Consider the following 19,030-nt stretch of genomic DNA (forward strand, 5'->3'; position numbering starts at 1 on the left):
TTTTCATCACCACCTTTCAGGTCAGTGTGCTGACCACCGGTCTTTGCATCCTGATCGGCTATCCGCTGGCCTATTTCATGTCGCAGCTGCCGGCAAAATGGGCGGGCCTGTGCCTTGTCACCGTGCTTTTGCCGTTCTGGACCTCGCTCCTGGTGCGGACCTATGCGTGGCTGGTGCTGTTGCAGAAACAGGGTCTGGTGAACCAATGGGCGATCAGTCTGGGCCTCTGGGACGAGCCGCTGAAATTCGTGCATAACATGACCGGCACGCTGATCGGGATGGTACATATCATGCTGCCCTTCCTGATCCTGCCGGTCTATGGCGCGATGCGGGCGATTGATGCGGACTATCTCAAGGCCGCCTCCAACCTTGGCGCCAGTCCCAAGCGCGCCTTCTGGACCGTGTTTTTCCCGCTCTCGACACCGGGTCTTTTTGCCGGCTCGCTCATGGTCTTCGTGCTTTGCCTCGGGTTTTTTGTCACGCCCGCCGTGCTGGGCGGCGGGCGCGTCATCATGGTGTCGATGAAGATCGTGTCCAACATCGAGCTTTTCGTGAACTGGGGCGCCGCCAGCGCCTTGGGCGTGGTTCTTCTGGTAATGACCGCGATCATCCTCTGGATCGCGTCACGGTTTCTCAGGCTCGAGCAGATGGCGGGAGGGGGTCACTGATGCTGACATGGCTCAAATCCCCTGCATCAGAGACGCAAGTGACCCATGGCCAGCGCCTCTGGCTCTATGTCTTTGCGGGGATTGCGATGACCCTGCTGGTGCTGCCGACGCTGATCGTGATCCCGATGTCCTTCTCGGATTCGCAATACCTGGAATTCCCGCCCGAGACATGGTCGCTGCGCTGGTATCGGCACTATTTCGGATCCGAGGAATGGATGCTCGCGACGCGCACCTCGTTCAAGACGGCGGTGCTGACGATGCTGGTGGCGACGCCTATCGGGGTGCTGGCGGCCTATGCGCTGCACGCGTCGAAACTGCCCTATATCCGCGCGGCCTTTGTCCTTTTGATCACGCCGATGATGGTGCCTGTGGTGCTGATCGCGGTGGGCGCGTTTTATGCCTATGTAAAGCTGCAGATCCTCTACACGATCACCGGCCTCGTTCTGGCGCACAGCCTCTTGGCGATCCCGCTGGTTGTGATCGTGACCGGATCGGCGCTCAAGGGGTTTGACATGAACCTCGAGAATGCCGCGCGGGCCCTGGGCGCGCCGCGGTGGAAGGCGTTCCTGACCATAACCCTGCCGCAGATCCGGTTCGCGGTCGTCACCTCGATGCTGCTCTCCTTCCTTGCCTCCTTTGACGAGGTGGTGATCGCCATGTTCATTTCGGGCGGGGATAACCCGACGCTGACGCGCAACATGTTCAATGCGCTGCGCGACCAGATCGACCCGACGATTGCCGCGATCTCGACGATCATGATCCTGGTCACAACTTTGATGATGGTGCTTGCGGCGCTATTCGGGCGTGATAAGTCCTGACCTCTATGGAACGCTGTGAATATATCGTGGTCGGCGCAGGTTCGGCCGGTGCGGCGCTGGCGGCCAGGCTGGCCGGGGCTGGCAAGTCGGTGCTGCTTCTGGAGGCGGGCGGCACGGGGCGGCATCCTTGGGTCAATATCCCGCTGGGCTATGGCAAGGTGTTCTATGATGCCCGCTTCAACTGGAAATACACGACCGAGCCCGAGCCCGAGCTGAACGGGCGCGGCATCTACTGGCCGCGTGGCAAGGTGCTGGGCGGGTCCTCGGCGATCAACGCGATGGTCTGGGTACGCGGCCATCCCAATGACTATGCCGAGTGGGGCGCCGCCGCGCCCGGCTGGGGCTGGGAGGATGTCGCGCCCGTCTTTCGCAGGCTCGAAAAATGGACCCATGGCGAGAGCGAGCATCGCGGCGGTCTCGGCCCACTGAGCGTGACCGATATGGACGGCTGGATGCACCCGCTGACCCGCGCCTATGTGAAGGCGGCGGAAGAGGCCGGGATTCCGACCAATACCGATTACAACGGCGCGGCCCTTGAGGGCGCGTGTTTCTACCAGATTTCCACCGCCGGGGGCCGCCGCGCCTCGACCGCGCAGGCCTATCTCTTGGCGGCGCGCAAGCTGAAGAACCTCCGGATCGAGACGGGCGCGATGGCAACGCGCCTGCTGATGGAAGGCAAGCGCGCGACCGGCGTTGAATATGTGCAGCGCGGCAAGACGCGGACCGCCCATGGCGCTGAGGTGATCCTCAGCGGCGGCGCGATCAACACGCCCCAGCTGATGATGCTGTCGGGGATCGGCCCCGCCGTGCATCTGAAAGAACATGGTATCGAGGTGGTGCAGGACAGCCCCCATGTCGGCCAGAACCTGATGGATCATCTGGGCAGCGATCACCTCTTCCGCACGAATAGCGAAAGTCTCAACCAGGTGCTGCGGCCGTGGTGGGGCAAGGCGCTGGCGGGGATGGAATACGTGCTGCGCCAATCCGGCCCGCTGGCGATGAGCCTCAATCAGGGTGGCGGTTTCATCCGGCTGGCCGAGGGCAACGGGCCGCCCGACACACAGCTTTATTTCTCGCCGCTCAGCTATTCCAGCGCGCCGACGGGCAAGCGCCCGCTGATGAGTCCCGACAGCTTCCCGGCGGTGCGCATCGGCTTCAACCCGGCCAAGCCGACCAGCACGGGCAGCATCACGCTGCGCTCTGCCGATCCGATGGCGGCGCCGGTGATGCGGGGCGGATACCTTGCCACGCAGCATGACCGCGATCTGATGGTCCGCGGCACGCGCGAGGTGCGGCGCATCGCGTCGATGCCGTCGCTGGCCCGCGTGATCGAGGCCGAGCTTGACCCCGGCCCGGACTGCCAGAGCGATGACGAGATCCTCGATTTCGCGCGGCGAGATTCCTGGACCGTGTTCCATCAATGCGGCACCTGCCGGATGGGGCAGGATCCGGCGCAGTCGGTCGTGGATCCCAAGCTGCGCGTGCACGGGATCGACGGGCTGCGCGTCGCAGATGCATCGATCTTTCCCACCATCCCCACGGGCAACACCAACGCCCCCGCCGTGATGGTGGGCGAGCGGGCCTTCGACCTTATTACATCGGATAGAGACACATGAAGATCACCCGGATCGAGACGTTCACCACCGAATTCGTCGGTTTCGTGCGCCTTACGGTGGAGGATGGCAGCACCGGCTGGGGGCAGGTTTCCACCTATCATTCTGACATCACCTGCAAGGTGCTGCACCGGCAGGTTGCGCCGCATGTGATAGGCCGCGATATCGCGGATCTGGACGACCTGATGGATCTCGTGGTCGAGCGCGAGCATAAATTCCCCGGCTCCTACCTGCGCCGGGCCATGGCGGGGGTCGATACCGCGATCTGGGATCTGCGGGGCCGCCGCGAGGGCAAATCCGTGGCCGAGCTTTTGGGCGGCACGCCGGGCCGCATCCGCGCCTATGCCAGCTCGATGAAGCGCGACATCACGCCCGAAGGCGAGGCCGCGCGGATGAAACGGCTGCGGGATGTCCATGGGTTTGACGCCTTCAAGGTGCGCGCCGGCGCCGAGGTGGGCCGGGGCCGGGATGAGTGGCCGGGCAGGACCGAGGAGATCATCCCCACCATGCGCCGCGAGCTGGGCGATGAGGCCGCGCTGCTGATCGACGCCAATAGCTGCTACGCGCCGAAGCAGGCCATCGAAGTGGGCCGGATGCTGGAGGATCACGGCTATGAGCATTTCGAGGAGCCGTGCCCCTATTGGGAGCTGGAGCAGACGAGGCAAGTCACCGAGGCGCTCGACATCGCCGTCACGGGGGGCGAGCAGGATTGCGATCTGCCGACATGGAAGCGGATGATCGACATGCGCGCGGTCGATATCGTGCAGCCTGACATCCTCTACCTGGGCGGCATTGCGCGCACCTTGCGCGTGGTGAACATGGCCAGGCAGGCGGGCCTTCCGGTCACGCCGCATTGCGCCAACCTGTCGCTGGTCACGCTCTTCACCATGCATCTGTTGCGCGCCATTCCGAATGCCGGGAAATACCTGGAGTTCAGCATCGAGGGTGCCGATTATTACCCGTGGCAGGAGGGGCTATTCACTACGAACCCTTACCGCATCGAGGATGGCCATGCCACGGTCACGGACGCCCCCGGCTGGGGCATCGAGGTCAGCCCTGATTGGCTGGCTCGCGCGCATTACAGTGTCTCGACCGCCGGATAGAGACGTATTTAGGGAGAGACGAGAATGATCAACCTGGAGAGTTTCAAGGACCTCGCGAATATCGAACTGGGCGCGTTCAAGCCCAAGCCGACCACCCTGACCGAGGGGCAGGAGGAATCGGCGCAGAACCTTTGGTCCTCGCCCGACGGGATGACCAATATCGGTGTCTGGGAATGCACCGAGGGCCGCTTTACCGCCGACCGTACATCGGCGGGCGAGTATTGCCATATCATCAAGGGTCGCGCGACGGTGCGCAACGAGGACGGCTCGGACCCGCGTGACATCGGCCCCGGTGATCTGCTGGTCCTGCCGCAGGGCTGGAAGGGCGAGTGGGAGATCCACGAGCATATGCGCAAGCTCTACATCATCAGCCCGTCCAGCTAGGCGGCCTTCACAAAGCGGACGCGTTGCCGTGTTAATGCGGTGACGAGGCGATTCGGGAAGGGCCGTGAGGATGATTTCAAACGAGGCGCTGGTGGCCGCCATCCCCTTGCCGGCGCTGCTGATCGCGCGCGACATGCGGGTGCGCGCGGCCAATGCGGGTGCGGTTCAGGTTCTGGGCAGCTCCGGCGTGGGCGGGCATGTGGCGCGGGTGCTGCGCTATCCCGCCGTGCTGAACGCGATCGAGGAATGCCGCAACACCGATACCCGCACCGAGGCGCAGTTCCTGGCCGATGATGCGGGGCAAGATGCGCTTTACGATGTCAGTTGCGCGCCGGTCGACGGGGCGGTTCTGCTGTGCCTGTCGGATGTCAGCCGCGCGATGCAGGCCGACCGGATGCGCAGCGATTTCGTCGCCAATGTCAGTCACGAGCTTCGCACGCCGCTCACCGCCCTGTCAGGCTTTATCGAGACGCTGCGCGGCCCGGCCAAGGGCGATGTGGCGGCGACCGATCGCTTCCTTGGCATCATGCAGGACGAGGCGCGCCGGATGGAGCGTCTGGTGCAGGATTTGCTGTCGCTGAGCCGGGTCGAAGCGCAGCAGCGCCAGCGTCCGACCGCGCGGGTCGATCTGTGCGCCGTGGTTCTGGCCGCGCTGGAGGGGCTGCGCGGTGTGGCCGAAAAATCGGGGATCACGCTGAATGCGGCCCTGCCCGACGCGCCGGTGATCGTGCCGGGCGACGCCGACCAGTTGCGCCAAGTCTGCATCAACCTGATCGAGAACGCGCTCAAATATGGCGGGCAGGGGGCCCGGGTGGACATTTCGCTCAGCGTCGAGACGCAGCACGGCGCGCTGCGCGGACCCGCCGCCATCCTGTCGGTGCGCGACTACGGGCCGGGAATTGATCCGGTGCATATCCCGCGTCTGACCGAGCGGTTCTATCGCATCGACGGCCACCGCTCGCGCCAGAAGGGGGGCACGGGGCTGGGCCTTGCCATCGTCAAGCACGTGGCGCAGCGCCATCGCGGCCGCCTCAGCATCGACAGCCAGCCGGGCGAGGGCTGCACGTTCCAGGTGGCCCTGCCGCTGGCCGCGCCCGAATAGGCCGCCCTATGCCGCGCTGCAGAATTGCGCGTTGCCCCATGCGGTGCGTCTGCTAGGATAGCTGCGACATCAGCACTCTCAAGCCGGGGATCGACGTGAGCGAGCACATCTCATCCGCCTATGACCACGAGCTGGACTCGATCGAGGTGCTGATCACCCGGATGGGCGGGCTGGTCGAGGAGGCGATCCTCAAGGCTGCCTCGGCCCTTGAGGCGCAGGATGAGGAAGCCGCCAAAGAGGTGCGCCGCGCCGACCGCGCCATCGACGCGCTGGAAGATCAGTTGAACGACGAGGCGGCGCGCATCATCGCCCTGCGGGCGCCCACCGCGCGCGATCTGCGCAGTGTCCTGTCGGTGATCAGGATTTCCGGAAATCTCGAACGGATCGGTGACTATGCCAAGAACATGGCCAAGCGGACCACCGTTCTGGCCGGGTTGCCGCAGGTCGAGGGCGGCACATCGGCGCTGCGCCGCATGGCGCGGGAGGTGGGGCTTCTCTTGAAGGACGCGCTGGACGCCTATGTGCGCCGCGACGTGGACCTGGCGCGCGAGGTGCTGCGGCGCGATCAGGAGATCGACCAGATGTATAATGCCATCTTCCGCGAGTTCCTGACCTTCATGCTGGAGGATCCGCGCAACATCACGCCCTGCATGCATCTGCATTTCATCGCCAAGAATACCGAGCGGATGGGCGACCATGCCACCGCCATCGCCGAGCAGGTGATCTACATCGTCACCGGCGCCCATCCCGACGAGGACCGCCCGAAGGGCGACAGAACCTCGGTCGATAGTCGCGTGGCCCCGGCATGAGCGCGGCGCGTCCCACCGTCCTTGTCGTCGAGGACGAGGCGGCGCAGCGCGAGGTTCTGGCCTATAACCTCGAGGCCGCCGGTCTGGAGGTCGTGCGCGCCTCGGATGGGGAGGAGGCGCTGCTGCTCGTGGCCGAGGCCGCGCCGGACCTGATCCTGCTGGACTGGATGCTGCCGCATGTCTCGGGGATCGAGGTCTGCCGCCAGATCAAGGCGCGCGGCGAAACGCGGGCGGTACCGATCATCATGCTCTCGGCGCGCAGCGAAGAGGTGGACATGCTGCGTGGCCTCGACACGGGCGCCGACGACTACATGACCAAGCCCTATTCTGTTGCCGAGCTGATGGCCCGCGTGCAGGCGCAGCTGCGCCGCTCGCGCCCCGCCGCTGCGGGCGCGCGGCTGGAGTTTTCCGATATCGTGTTGGACGGAGAGACGCACCGCGTCACCCGCGCGGGCAACGAGGTCAAGCTGGGCCCGACCGAGTTTCGCCTGTTGGCCACCTTCATGGAAAAGCCGGGCCGCGTGCTCAGCCGCGAGCAGCTTCTCGACCGGGTCTGGGGCCGCGACATCCATGTCGACAGCCGCACGGTGGACGTGCATGTGGGCAGGCTCCGCAAGGCGCTGGGGCCAAGCGGAGAGGGCGGCGCGCTGGTGCCTGACGTGATCCGCACCGTGCGCGGCGTGGGCTACGCGCTGGGATAACTACAGCGGCGCGCCCATATCGGCCATCATCTGGCGCAGACCTGCCTCGATCTCGCGCTTGCCCGCGCTGGCGGCGGATTCCAGCACTTTGGAAATACTCGGCGACGCCTCGGCCCCGGTGACACGTTGGATCGGCTGGTCCAGCCAGTCGAACACGCGGCGCTGCAATGCGTCGGCCAGCCATCCGCCGTAAGAGGTGCCTTGCGCCCCCTGCTCGACGATGAGCACGTTGTTCGTCTTGCGGATCGACGTCTCAATCGTTTCCCAATCGAGCGACGCGCGGTCGAGGCTGCGCAGGTCGATGATCTCGGCATCGATGCCGAGCTCTTCGACCACTTGGCGCGTCTTTTCGACCATGGCGAGGTAGGTCAGCACGGTCAGCTTGGATCCGGGGCGCAAGACCTTCGCCTTGCCCAGCGGGATGATGTAGTCAAGATCATCGACCGGCGCGGTGCCTTTCGAGCCGTAAAGCTCCACATGCTCCAGCACCAGCACCGGATCGCGGCAAAGGAGGGCGGCGTTCATCAGCCCCACATAGTCGAAGGGCGTCGAGGGCGCGACGATGCGCCAGCCGGGGGCGGTGGCGAAGATGCCCGCCGGGTCCATCGAATGCTGCGAGCCGTAGCCGGTGCCGATTGCCACTTTGGTCCGCAGCACCAGCGGCATATCCGCATCGCCGCCGAACATGTGGCGGAACTTGCCGATCTGGTTGAAGACCTGATCGGCGGCGACCCACATGAAATCGGGATACATGAACTCGATGACGGGCCGCACGCGCCCATCCGCGGCCATGCCCGCCGCGATGCCGGTAAAGGCATTTTCGCTGATCGGCGTGCCAAGGATGCGGTTCGGGAAGGCATCGGCCAGCCCGCGCGTCGCGCCGTTGGTGCCGCCCTTGAGGCGGTGAACATCCTCGCCCAGCACGACGATGCGTTCGTCCTGATCCATCCGGCGATGCATCACGTCGGCGACGGTGTCGACGAATTTCGTCTCTTGAAGCGTGCCGTCGAAACTGGCTTCTTCGGCAGTGCGCTGACCTTTGAACTCAGACAGATCACCGCGCAGACCGGCATCGCGGAAATCCTCCTCGGGCCAGAGCGAGGGGATGATGCGGGGGCGGCCCTCGTGCATCTCCGTCAGCTCGCCCGCGACATCCTCCATCAATGCCACGGATCGGTCACGCAAGCTGGCGATATCATCCTCGCCCAGCACTTGCCGCTCCATCAGGTTCCGCGCCATCGCGTCCAGCGGATCGCGCGAACGCCACTCGGCCTCCTCCTCCTTGTCGCGATAGCCGAAGGCGCTTCCGGGCAGGGGGCCGTTCTGGTGGAAATAGCGGTAGAGATCGGCCTCGATCACGGTGGGGCCACCTCCGCCGCGCATGATCTCGTTCGCAGCCAGTGACGCATGATAGACGGCCACCGGGTCCATCCCGTCGACCTTGAAGGCGGGGATGCCGAAGGCGAGGCCGCGCGACGACAGGCGCGGCTCGGCTGTCGATTCCTCGACCGTCGTCGAGACTGCGTAGCGGTTGTTCTCGATGAAGAAGCAGATGGGCAGTTTCCACGCTGCGGCGATGTTCATCGTCTCCAGCACCGAGCCGATATTCGTCGCGCCATCGCCGAAATAGCTATAGACGACGCGGTCCGTCCCGGCGTTCCGATGCGCCCAGGCCGCCCCAGCCGCCATGGGCACACCGCCGCCGACGATGGCGTTTGTGCCAAGGTTCCCGGCCTCTTCCCAGCGCAGATGCATCGAGCCGCCGCGCCCCCGGCAGAAGCCTTGGGCAAGGCCCATGATCTCGGCCATGGTGCGTTTCGACAGGTCGCGGATATCCGTGGGGAAAGCCTCCGTCGCGGAAATGCTGGCGGCGACGTGGCGCAGCGATTTCGCCAGGAACTGGTGATGCGCCCGGTGCGAGCCGTTGACCTGATCGCCGTCCCCCAGCGTCATGGCGGACCCCACCGCGCCGCCCTCCTGCCCGATGGCGGAATGCGCGGGGCCATGGACCAGCAGCCGACCGGCAAGGTCCAGCACCTTTTCCTCGAAGGCGCGGATGAGGTGCAACTGCGCGAGGATGGTGCAGCCGGTCTGAGCGTCGATGGCACCCCGATCCTCGTCGGTGACGGTGATCTCGCGCCATGGGGCGAGGGGGCTGAGGTCGGTGAAATCGGGCATTCTGGGTTCCTCTCAAGCGACCATGTAGAGGCCGCCATTGACCTGTATCGTCTCGCCGGTGACGAAGCTGGCGGCGTCGCTGGCGAGGAAAGCGGCGACACTCGCCACCTCCTCGGGCAGGCCAAGCCGGGCGAGGGGGGTGAGTTTCAGCGTCTCTTCGCTGCGGGTTTTCTTGAAATCGCCGATCATGGCGGTGTCGATGATGCCGGGCGCGATGGCGTTGCAGCGGATATCCGGCGCCAGCTCGCGGGTGAGCGAGCGCATCAGCGCGCCGACCGCGCCCTTGGCTGCGGCGTAATGCGCGTTGGTCTGTGCGCCGCGATGGGGCGCGAGGGAGGTCAGGAAGACAATCGCCCCGCCCGGTTTCAAATGCGGCTGCGCGCGGCGGCAGATGTAGAACACACCGTCGAGATTGATCGCCATGAGGCGGCGCCAGTCCTCGTCCGACATCTGCGCGAAGGGCTGCGCGGGGTAAATGCCCGCGCCGGGGATCAGGGTGTCGATGCCGCCGAAGGTGGCGACGGCCAGATCGGTCAGCTTTTGGGCATCGCCGGGATCGGCGGCGTCTCCGGCCAGCGCGGCGATGCGCGCGCCGCCCAGCTTTTGGGCCAGTTCAGTGAGTGCCGCCTCGTCCCGGTCGCCCAGCACCAGATTTGCGCCCGAGCGATGGAACAGCTCGGCGATGCAGCGCCCGATGCCGCCTGCCGCGCCGGTCAGAAGCAGCGTGCGCCCGCTGAAATCAAAGCTCGCGTTCATGGCTCAGAACCCCACTTTCAGAATCCTCGGGCGCGAAAGCCGCCATCTGACAGATGCGCGTGCCCGTTGATGAAAACCGCCGCGTCCGAGGCAAGGTAGACGGCCATCTCGGCCACTTCCTCGGGCGTGCCCATGCGGCCCTGCGGTGTGCGGGCCTCTATCCTGGCAAGGTCCAGCTTGCCTTGCGCGATCAACTCGTCCGTCAGGGCGGTGCGGATATATCCCGGGCAGATCGCGTTGACGCGGATGCCGTGCTGCGCCCACTCGTCCGCCAGCACTTCGGTCAGCGAGATCACCCCGGCCTTGGACGCGCAATAGGCGGCGCGGTTGGCCGAAGCGCTGAGGCCCCACATCGAGGCCGTGTTCAGGATCACACCGCCGCCTTGAGCGATCATGTGATGCGCGGCGGCCTGACAGGATAGGAACGTGCCGGTGAGGTTGATGTCGATGGCACGGCGCCAGTCGGCAAGCGTCAATTCGATGCTGGGCCGGTTCATGGAGATACCCGCATTGGTCAACAGGATATCGAGACTGCCGAAGGCGTCCTTGCAGGCGGCGCTGGCGGCGGCAACGTCGGCCTCCTCGGTGACCGAGCCTTGATGCGTCTCGATGCGCGCGTCGGGGAACGCGGCGCGCAGCGTCTTGGCGGCCTCGCTCAACGCATCGCCATCCAGATCGAATAACATCAGATATGCGCCGTGGCGGGCAAAAGCCTCGGCCATGGCATAGCCGATGCCGCGCGCGCCGCCGGTATTCAGCACGGCGCGGCCTGCAAGGCCGGGATAGGTGGCGGGGGCGAACTCTCTCATCATGTCCTCCTAGCAAGCGTCCTGCAGGATCAGGTCCGCGCCCTTTTCCGCGATCATGAACACGGCGGCCTGCGTGTTGCCCGAAACGATCGTTGGCATGATCGATGCATCGACGACGCGCAGCCCGTCGATTCCGCGCATCCGCAGCGCCGGATCGACGACCGAGGCGTCATCCGCACCCATCCGGCAGGTGCCGCTGGCGTGGTAGATCGTTTGCCCGTTGTCGCGGGCGAATTGCAGCCAGTCGCCATCGCTCTGGCAGGCCTCTCCGGGGCTGATTTCGGGGCCGCGAAAGGCGTCCATCGGGGATTGGGCCACGATGTCCCGCGTCATCTTCATCCCGTCCACCATGGCGCGGCAATCCTCGGGCGTGGCGAGGAAATTCGGACGGATCACGGGGGGCTGCGCCGGATCAGCGCTGCCGATATGCACGGTCCCGCGCGACTCGGGGCGCAGTTGCGTCACGCCGATTGTCATGCCGGGCATCTTGTCCAGCTTGCGCTCGGCGGCGTTGGCGTAGCTGGCGTGCAGGAAGAACAGCTGCACATCCGGGCCGATCATATCGGGCCGCGTGCGCATGAAGCCATGCACGAGGCCGGTGCCGTAGGTCAGGATACCCTTGCGCGTCAGCGCGTATTGCAGGACCGATTTCACGAGGCTGAGGCCGCGCGTCATCTCGTTCAGCGTCACCGGCTGCGTGACACGCCAGTTCATGCGCGTGCAATAATGATCGATGTAATTCGCGCCCACGCCGGGCGCGGCGTGCGCCACGTCGATGCCCGCTGCGCTCAGCACCTCCGGATCGCCGATGCCCGACAGTTCCAGGAGTTGCGGCGTGTGAAAGGCGCCTGCGGCCAGAATTACTTCGCCGCGGGCCTGGGCCTGCCGTGTCTGGCCCTTTTGCACCACCTCGACGCCGGTGGCGCGGCGGCCGTTCAAAAGGACGCGCCGCGCCTGCGCGCCGGTCCAGATGGTCAGGTTCTGGCGATTGCGGATCGGGTCCAGATAGGCGGCGGCGGCTGACACGCGGCGGCCGTCCTTCTGGTTCACCTGATAATAGCCGAAGCCGTCCTGCGACGCGCCGTTATAGTCGTCATTCTCGGGATGCCCCGCCGCCTTGGCCGCGCGGATGAAGGCGCGGCCGATCTCGGGGCGCTCCTTGACCGTGGTCAGGGGCAGGGGGCCGCCGCGCGCGCGCAACGCGCCCTCGGTCTCGTCCCAATCCTCGATCTTTTTGAAATAGGGCAGGACATCGTCAAAGCCCCAGCCGGTGCAGCCGCGCTGCGCCCAGCCGTCGAAATCCTGCGGCTGGCCGCGCACATAGATCATGCCGTTGATCAGGGTCGAGCCGCCCAGCCCCTTGCCCTTGGGGATCGAGATGACGCGGTTCATCGTCGCTTCTTCCGGCTCGCTGGTCAGGCGCCAGTTGTGGCGCGGATTGGTCAGGAGTTTCGAGAAACCGGCGGGGATATCAACCCAAGGGCTCTGCCCCTCCTCCCCGGCCTCGATCAGCAAGGCAGTGTGCTTGCCGCTCGCGGTCAGCCGGTTTGCCAGAACGCAGCCCGCGTTGCCGCCGCCGACGATGATATAGTCGAAACTGTCAGTCATGGTCGCTCTCTTGCGGTGGCACCACCTTGCCGGGGTTCATCAGGCCGCCGGGGTCGAGCGCATGTTTGATCCGATGGGTCAGGTCATGTTCGGTGGCGCTGGCCAGCCGCGCCCATTCCAGGGTGCGGTATTGCCCCAGCCCATGCTCGGCCGAGATCGAGCCGTGATGCGCGGCGACCATGTCATGCAGGGCGGCATTGACGCGGGCCGCGTTATCCTTGGCCACGTTCATCACGTTGTAATGCAGGTTCCCGTCGCCCAGATGACCGAAAACGTTGAGCCGCGCCTCGGGCGCCATGCTGCGCAGCCTCTCGCCGACCTCCTGCAGGAAGGCATCGATGCCCGTGATCGGGACCGAAATGTCATGCTTGATTGCGCCGCCGGCTTTGCCCTCGGCTTCGGTCAGGCTCTCGCGGAGCTGCCAGAGCGCACCCGATTGCGCTTCGGATTCCGCCAGAACGCCATCGGTCGCCCAGCCTTCCTCGAAGGCGGTTTCCAGCAGGGTTTCCGCCGCCTCGCGCAGGCCGGGCAGGGAGGAGCCGGCCTCGATCAGCAGCACCCAGTCTGCGCTGACCGGCGCGTCCTGCCCCATATGCTCGGCGACCAGTTTCAGGCCGTCTCCCGATATCAGCTCGAAGGCCGAGAGCGCTTCGCCGATCTCGGCCTGCGCACGGGCGTAGAGGCGGATGGCGCTGGTGATATCCGGCACCGCGATCAGCGCGGTGGCGCGGTGGCGGGGCAGGGGGACAAGGCGCAGAACGGCGGCGGTGACGATGCCGAGCGTGCCTTCCGTCCCGATGAAAAGCTGTTTCAGATCATAGCCCGCATTGTCCTTGCGCAGATGGCGCAGGCGGCTGAGGATCTGCCCATCGGGCAGCACCACCTCAAGGCCCAGCACCAGCGCGCGCGTCATGCCGTAGCGCAGCACGTCGACACCGCCCGCGTTGGTGGCGATCAGCCCCCCGATCCGGGCCGAACCTTCGGCGGCGAGGCTGATGGGCAGCAGGCGGTTCTCGTCCTGAGCAGCGTCCTTGACGTTTTTCAGGATCGCGCCCGCCTCGACTTCGACAGACATACCGACAGGGTCTATCTGACGAATAGCCGTCATACGGTCGAGCGAGAGGATGACCTGCGTGCCGCTATCGTCGGGGGTAGCGCCGCCCGCGAGGCCGGTATTGCCGCCTTGCGGGACGATGGCGGTCTCCGCCTCGGCGCAGGCGCGCACGCATTTCGCGACCTCGTCGGTGCTGGCAGGCCGCACCACGCAGAGCGGTTTGCCGTGGAACATGCCCCGCCAGTCGGTGGCATAAGCGTCCATGTCACTGCCGGTCAGCACGGCGGCGTTGCCGCAAATGCTGCGCAGCGAGTCTAGCAGGGACGCGGGGACGCTCATCAGATCGCGCCCATGAACTCGGCCATGAGGCGTGCTTGGCTTTGCAGCATGGGCAGGCCCGGATGGGTGCGCGCGCCTGCCTTTTCGGCGGCGGCCAGAAGGGGGGTGACGGCGGGATCCATGATCGCTTCGGCGACGATCTGGCCATCGTGAAGTTGAGACGTGTCGAGCGGCAGGGCGTCGCCCTCGCGCATGCCGAGCGACGTAGCGTTGACCACCAGATCTGCGCCCATGACGGCGCTGGCGTCAGTCGAGAGCGTGACATTCGGATAGGCTTTGGCCACGCGGTCCGCCAGATCCTGCGCGCGCGCCTCGGTGCGGTTGGCGATGGTCAGCTCGGTGATTCCAGCCTCGGCGAGGGCAAAGGCGATGGCGCTGGCCGCGCCGCCCGCACCGGCGAGGATTGCGCGCAGCCCCTTCGGATCGTAGCCCGCAGCGCGCAACCCTTCGACAAAGCCGACGCCATCGAGGATCGCGCCGGTCATACGGCCATCCGCGTCTCGGCGGATACAGTTGACCGCTCCCACCATGCGGGCCTGATCCGTCAGATCGTCGCAAAGATCGGGGATCACCGTCTTGTGCGGAACGGTCACGATGAAGCCGTTCAGGGACTGAATCCGGCGCAGCCCGCGCACCGCATCCTCCAGCCCCTCGGCGGCGACATGCAGCGGGACCAGCACGCCGTCATGGCCCAGCTCGGCAAAGAGCGGGTTCATCACCTGCGGGGTTTTGACGTGATGGATAGGGTCGGCGAGGATGCCGTAGAGCTTCGTATTGCCGGTGATCTGGGTCATGTATCTGCCTTCAGGTTCGAGCCGCGTGGCTCACGTCATATAAAGCCCGCCGGCGACGTCGATCGTCTGGCCGGTGACAAAGCTGGCCTCGCTGGACGTCAGCCACAGCGCAGTATCTGCCACCTCGGCGGGCTGGCCGAGGCGCGCCATCGGGGTCAGCGCGATCTGCGCGTCATTGGCCGCCTTGCCCGCGCCCGCGACCATCGGCGTCTCGATCCGGCCGGGGGCCAGCGCGTTGACGCGGATGCCGAAGGGGCCAAGCTCGGCGGCGAGGTGGATGGTGAAACCGACGATGGCGGATTTCGTCGCGGCATAATGGCTGGCCACGATGGGCGAGTGGGTCTTGCCCGCAACCGAGGACATGTTGACGATCCAGCCGCGCCCGGCCTCGCGCATGGCAGGCGTCAGCGCGCGGATCGTGTTGAAGCTGCCGGTGAGATTCACATCGACGACCCGGCGCCATTCGGCGGGGTCCATCTGCCAGACGCCGTGCGGTTTGCCGTCATGCTTGGGCGAGATGCCGGCATTGTTGATGACCGTATCGAAGGGCGCATGGTCGCTGGCAAAGCGGGCGCAGGTGCCGCTCACCGCGTCCCAATCGGCCACGTCGAGCGCGAGCGGCACGGCAGCGCCAAGGCCGCGCTCACCGATCAGCGCCGCTGTCTCGGCAATCGCGTCCTCGTTCATGTCCGCGACGCCCACGGTCGCGCCGCGCCGGGCAAACCCGAGCGCGATCGCGCGCCCGATCCCGTTGCCGGCGCCGGTGACCAGAACATGCCGGCCCGCGTGGCTGGGGCGGGTGTCGATCTCTTCGGGGGTGATTTCGGTGCGCTCCATCTCAGATCCCCAGATAGGCTTTGCGCACATGCGGGTTTTCCAGCAGCGCGTCGGCGTCGTCGCTGAGAACAATCTCGCCATTCTCCAGAACATAACCCCGGTCGGCGGCCTTCAGCGTGTGAAAGACGTTCTGCTCGACGATCAGCACCGTCGCGCCGGTCTTCACGATGCTGTCGATCACCCCGAAAACCTGGCTTACGATGATCGGGGCAAGGCCCAGCGACGGCTCATCGAACATCAGCAGCCGCGGCTTGGCCATGAGACCGCGCGCGATGGCGACCATCTGCTGCTCGCCCCCCGAGAGCGAGTTGGCCTTCTGCTCCAGCCGCTCCTTGACGCGCGGGAAGAGGTCCAGCACCTCGTCCATCAGTTGCGACTGGCTGGCCCGCGCGCCCTTGCGGTAAGCGCCCATCTGCAGGTTTTCGCGCACCGTCATGTCCGGGAAAAGCTGTCTCCCCTCGGGAATGAGCGTGATGCCCAGCTCGACCACCTCATGCGAGCTGAGGCGCGTGATGTCCTGGCCGTCGAAATGGATGCTGCCCTGCGACGGCTTGATGAGGCCCGAGACGGTGCGCAAGGTCGTCGTCTTGCCCGCGCCATTGGCGCCGACGATGGTGACAACCTCGCCCTCGTTCACGGTGAGGGACACGTCGTGCAGGATCGTGGTGCTGTCATATCCCGAATGGATGCCCTTTAGCTCAAGCATGGGTGAACTCCTTGCCAAGATAGGCCTCGATCACTTGGGGATCCTCGACCACGGCCTTCGGCTTGCCCTCGGCGATGACCTCGCCGGAACTCAGCACGATGACATGATCCGACAGGGACATGACGGCCTGCATCACATGCTCGATCGCGATGATCGACACGCCCTCGTCGCGGATGGATAGCATCAGGTCGATCGCGCGGCGCACATCGGCCTGGTTGATGCCGGCCATCACCTCGTCCAGCAGCAGGACGCGCGGCTCCATCGCCATGACGCGGGCGACCTCCAGCCGTTTCAGCCCGCCGATGGTGAGCGACGACGCCTCGGCCTGAAGAAATGGCGCGAGGCCCATTTTCTCCGCTGTCCTGCGGGCCGCGGCGCGGGCATCCTCCACATGCGGATAGCGGTGGAAGGCGCCGACCATGATGTTTTCCTCGACCGTCATGGCCGCGAAGGGCTGGACGATCTGGAAGGTGCGCCCGACGCCCAGCGTCGCGAAATCGGCAGGGGATTTGGGCTTGTGCCATTTGCCGTCCGGCCCCTTGATCTCGACCGTGCCGCTATCGGCATCCAGAAAGCCCGAGATCATGTTGAAGAGCGTCGTCTTGCCCGCCCCGTTGGGGCCGATCAGGCCCAGGATCTCGCCCTCGCGCAGGGTGAAGGACACGTCATTGGTCACATGCAGACCGCCGAAATGCTTGTTGAGGTTCCGCACGCGCACAACTTCCTCGCCCGGCTCGGGCGGTGTGGAGGCGCGCACCTCATCGGGAGCGGCGACGGCGGCGGCTTGCTTGCCGCTGCCCCCCTTTGGTTTGAACCAGCGCCCCACGACACCCATGAGGCCGTTCGGGATGAAGATCACGACCAGCACCAGAACCGCGCCATAGACGAAGCCATGCAGGCCCACCGCCTCGGCCCCCAGCGCGCCGCGCGCGAATTCGGTGATCGGCACCAAGAGGACCGCGCCGAGAAGCGGACCGAACACGCTGCCCAGCCCGCCGATCAGCGCGAACATCGCGATCTGGATCGAGAAGGCGAGCGAGAAGGCCGATTCAGGCTCGATGAAGGTCAGGTACATGCCGTGGAACGTGCCCATCATCGCGGTAAGTCCGGCGGAAATGGCAACCGCGACCAGACGCACCTTGACCGTGCCGACACCTGCCGCGCGCGCTGCGGATTCCCGTTCGCGCGTGGCGACCAGTTGAAAGCCAAGGCGATGCGAGCGGATCCACCACGCAACGGCGAGGATGAAGCACATCATGCCAAACGCGATGATCAGGGCCGGCAGACGCTCGCGGAAGACCATCCATTCCCAACCGATATTGAGCGGGATCATCATGCCCGTCGCGCCGCCGGTGAAGTCGCGGAAATGCAGGGCGAGCTGGTGGAACACTTCGAGAAAGGCGATGGTGGCAAGGGCGAAGAACGGCCCGTGCAGGCGAAAGCAGGGATAGCTGATGATGACCGCGACCACGGCGGCGATGCCCGCGCCCACAAACATGCCAAACCAGGGCGAGATGCCCATATTGGTCAGCATGATGCCCGCATAGGCGCCGATCCCGTAGAAGATCGCATGGCCCAGCGACAACTGACCGGCAAAGCCGCCGACGATGTTCCACGCGGTCGAGAGGCCCGCGAAGATGCAGATCGTGATGAAGATATGATAGACGAACTGATCGTCCACCGCGACCGGGGTGATGAAGATCGCGGCCAGAAGGACGGCCAGCGCGATGGCGGCGCCGGTGCTGCGCTTGGCCGTCGGGCTGATCGTGTCGGATTGGGTGCTGGTCTGGTCCGTCATGATACGTGCGACAAGGTCTGCCGCCCTCCGAACAGGCCCTGCGGGCGCAGGATCAGGATGAGAAGAAAGACACTGAACACCGCGACTTCGCGCATGTCAGAGCCGATGTAGAAGCCCGCGAGGCTGTCGATCAGGCCGATGATCATCGCGCCGACGAACGCGCCCCCGATCGAGCCGAGGCCGCCGAGGACCACGACCACGAAGGCGGTCAGCACGAAATACGTCCCGATCCCCGGCGAGGTCGGATAGAGCGGAGCCACAAGGCAGGCCGCAATGCCGACGCAGGCGGCGCCGAGGCCGAAGGTGATCATGTAGACGCGGCTGACATTGATCCCCATCAGCTGCGCGGCGGCGCGGTTTTGAGCGACGGCCCGGATGCCCCGGCCCGCCTGCGTGCGCTGCAGGAAAAGGTGCAGGCCGATCACCAGCAAGGTGGCGACGGCGAACATGATGACCTGCCCGGTCAGCAGGCGGATGGGCCCGATCTCGATCGCGGTGCGCAGGCCGTAGCTGGGCGTGGTGTAGATATCGGCGCCGAAGATAAGCAGCGCGAGGTTGATCAGCGCGGTCGAGAGGCCGACCGTGGCGAAGATCTGGATGTCGTGATTGCGTGCCGACATCAGCGGCTCGATCAGCAGCTTTTGCGTCAGCATCCCCAATACGAAAAGCAGCGGCACGATGGCGGCAACGGCGGCATAGGGATGCAGGCCCAGCTGCGTGCTGACCAGGAAGGTCGCATACATGCCGATCATGAGGAATTCGCCATGGGCGAAATTCACCACCTTCACGATACCGAAGATAAGCGTCAGGCCGACGCTGGTGATGGCAAAGAGACCGCCCAGAAGCAGCCCGTTCACCACGACTTGAAGAAAAACGTCCATCGACCGATCCCACCTTGTCCGGAAAGGGGGCGGGCCTGATGTGGCCCGCCCCGGTCGATCCCATGAGAGGGA

The 19,030-nt window shown here is 65.6% G+C and carries 18 protein-coding genes; 8 read left to right on the top strand and 10 right to left on the bottom strand.

The annotated features are described in order from the left end of the window. From ACEWPM_RS17615 to phoB, 8 genes are all read left to right on the top strand, one after another. A partial coding sequence (locus ACEWPM_RS17615) for an ABC transporter permease (RefSeq protein ID WP_420768043.1) occupies positions 1 to 668 on the top strand: 668 nt, incomplete at its 5' end. Further along, positions 668 to 1,486 carry an ABC transporter permease gene (locus ACEWPM_RS17620; RefSeq protein WP_420768044.1) on the top strand — a complete coding sequence of 273 codons (819 nt, stop codon included), beginning with the start codon at positions 668 to 670 and terminating at the stop codon, positions 1,484 to 1,486. The genes ACEWPM_RS17615 and ACEWPM_RS17620, both read left to right, overlap by 1 nt. A gap of 5 nt (positions 1,487 to 1,491) precedes the next feature. After that, complete coding sequence (locus tag ACEWPM_RS17625; RefSeq protein ID WP_420768045.1) at positions 1,492 to 3,102, top strand: GMC family oxidoreductase; 1,611 nt, start codon at positions 1,492 to 1,494, stop codon at positions 3,100 to 3,102. Continuing rightward, positions 3,099 to 4,202 carry a mandelate racemase/muconate lactonizing enzyme family protein gene (locus ACEWPM_RS17630; RefSeq protein WP_420768046.1) on the top strand — a complete coding sequence of 368 codons (1,104 nt, stop codon included), beginning with the start codon at positions 3,099 to 3,101 and terminating at the stop codon, positions 4,200 to 4,202. Before ACEWPM_RS17625 ends, ACEWPM_RS17630 begins: the two co-directional genes overlap by 4 nt. A gap of 24 nt (positions 4,203 to 4,226) precedes the next feature. Next, positions 4,227 to 4,586: a cupin domain-containing protein gene (locus ACEWPM_RS17635; protein ID WP_420768047.1), complete on the top strand. Its 360-nt coding sequence runs from the start codon at positions 4,227 to 4,229 to the stop codon at positions 4,584 to 4,586. A 70-nt stretch (positions 4,587 to 4,656) separates the two neighbouring features. Then, on the top strand, positions 4,657 to 5,688 hold the full coding sequence (locus ACEWPM_RS17640; RefSeq protein WP_420768106.1) for a sensor histidine kinase: 1,032 nt from the start codon (positions 4,657 to 4,659) through the stop codon (positions 5,686 to 5,688). Between the two features lie 89 nt (positions 5,689 to 5,777). Continuing rightward, positions 5,778 to 6,497 carry a phosphate signaling complex protein PhoU gene (gene phoU, locus ACEWPM_RS17645; RefSeq protein WP_420768107.1) on the top strand — a complete coding sequence of 240 codons (720 nt, stop codon included), beginning with the start codon at positions 5,778 to 5,780 and terminating at the stop codon, positions 6,495 to 6,497. After that, complete coding sequence (gene phoB, locus ACEWPM_RS17650; protein WP_420768048.1) at positions 6,494 to 7,198, top strand: phosphate regulon transcriptional regulator PhoB; 705 nt, start codon at positions 6,494 to 6,496, stop codon at positions 7,196 to 7,198. The genes phoU and phoB overlap by 4 nt, the downstream gene beginning before the upstream one ends. Here phoB and ACEWPM_RS17655 read toward each other — a convergent pair whose 3' ends face one another. Genes ACEWPM_RS17655 through ACEWPM_RS17700 form a run of 10 tightly spaced genes read right to left on the bottom strand, consistent with a single transcriptional unit; the run spans position 7,199 to position 18,958 of the window. Continuing rightward, the gene (locus tag ACEWPM_RS17655) at positions 7,199 to 9,376 is read right to left on the bottom strand and encodes an alpha-ketoacid dehydrogenase subunit alpha/beta (RefSeq protein WP_420768049.1); all 2,178 of its coding nucleotides are present in this window, start codon (positions 9,374 to 9,376) and stop codon (positions 7,199 to 7,201) included. It lies immediately after the preceding gene. A gap of 12 nt (positions 9,377 to 9,388) precedes the next feature. Beyond that, positions 9,389 to 10,132 carry an SDR family NAD(P)-dependent oxidoreductase gene (locus tag ACEWPM_RS17660; protein WP_420768050.1) on the bottom strand — a complete coding sequence of 248 codons (744 nt, stop codon included), beginning with the start codon at positions 10,130 to 10,132 and terminating at the stop codon, positions 9,389 to 9,391. 17 nt (positions 10,133 to 10,149) lie between these two features. Beyond that, positions 10,150 to 10,941, bottom strand: a complete 792-nt coding sequence (locus tag ACEWPM_RS17665) for an SDR family NAD(P)-dependent oxidoreductase (RefSeq protein WP_420768051.1) — start codon at positions 10,939 to 10,941, stop codon at positions 10,150 to 10,152. Positions 10,942 to 10,950: 9 nt separating this feature from the next. Beyond that, positions 10,951 to 12,549 (bottom strand): GMC family oxidoreductase, encoded by a 1,599-nt coding sequence (locus ACEWPM_RS17670; protein WP_420768052.1) that lies wholly within the window; start codon positions 12,547 to 12,549, stop codon positions 10,951 to 10,953. Next, positions 12,542 to 13,942, bottom strand: a complete 1,401-nt coding sequence (locus ACEWPM_RS17675; protein WP_420768053.1) for an FAD-binding oxidoreductase — start codon at positions 13,940 to 13,942, stop codon at positions 12,542 to 12,544. Before ACEWPM_RS17675 ends, ACEWPM_RS17670 begins: the two co-directional genes overlap by 8 nt. Continuing rightward, positions 13,942 to 14,736 (bottom strand): shikimate dehydrogenase family protein, encoded by a 795-nt coding sequence (locus tag ACEWPM_RS17680; protein WP_420768054.1) that lies wholly within the window; start codon positions 14,734 to 14,736, stop codon positions 13,942 to 13,944. The genes ACEWPM_RS17675 and ACEWPM_RS17680 overlap by 1 nt, the downstream gene beginning before the upstream one ends. 30 nt (positions 14,737 to 14,766) lie before the next feature. Then, the gene (gene fabG, locus ACEWPM_RS17685; RefSeq protein WP_420768055.1) at positions 14,767 to 15,573 is read right to left on the bottom strand and encodes a 3-oxoacyl-ACP reductase FabG; all 807 of its coding nucleotides are present in this window, start codon (positions 15,571 to 15,573) and stop codon (positions 14,767 to 14,769) included. 1 nt (position 15,574) lies between these two features. Beyond that, positions 15,575 to 16,279 (bottom strand): ABC transporter ATP-binding protein, encoded by a 705-nt coding sequence (locus ACEWPM_RS17690; RefSeq protein ID WP_420768056.1) that lies wholly within the window; start codon positions 16,277 to 16,279, stop codon positions 15,575 to 15,577. After that, positions 16,272 to 18,077, bottom strand: coding sequence for a branched-chain amino acid ABC transporter ATP-binding protein/permease (locus ACEWPM_RS17695; protein ID WP_420768057.1), 1,806 nt, complete (start codon positions 18,075 to 18,077; stop codon positions 16,272 to 16,274). The genes ACEWPM_RS17690 and ACEWPM_RS17695 overlap by 8 nt, the downstream gene beginning before the upstream one ends. Then, positions 18,074 to 18,958, bottom strand: coding sequence for a branched-chain amino acid ABC transporter permease (locus tag ACEWPM_RS17700; protein ID WP_420768058.1), 885 nt, complete (start codon positions 18,956 to 18,958; stop codon positions 18,074 to 18,076). Before ACEWPM_RS17700 ends, ACEWPM_RS17695 begins: the two co-directional genes overlap by 4 nt. Positions 18,959 to 19,030 lie beyond the last annotated feature (72 nt).

Origin of the sequence: Roseovarius maritimus (genome assembly GCF_043355895.2) — a bacterium.
GTDB lineage: Bacteria > Pseudomonadota > Alphaproteobacteria > Rhodobacterales > Rhodobacteraceae > Roseovarius > Roseovarius maritimus.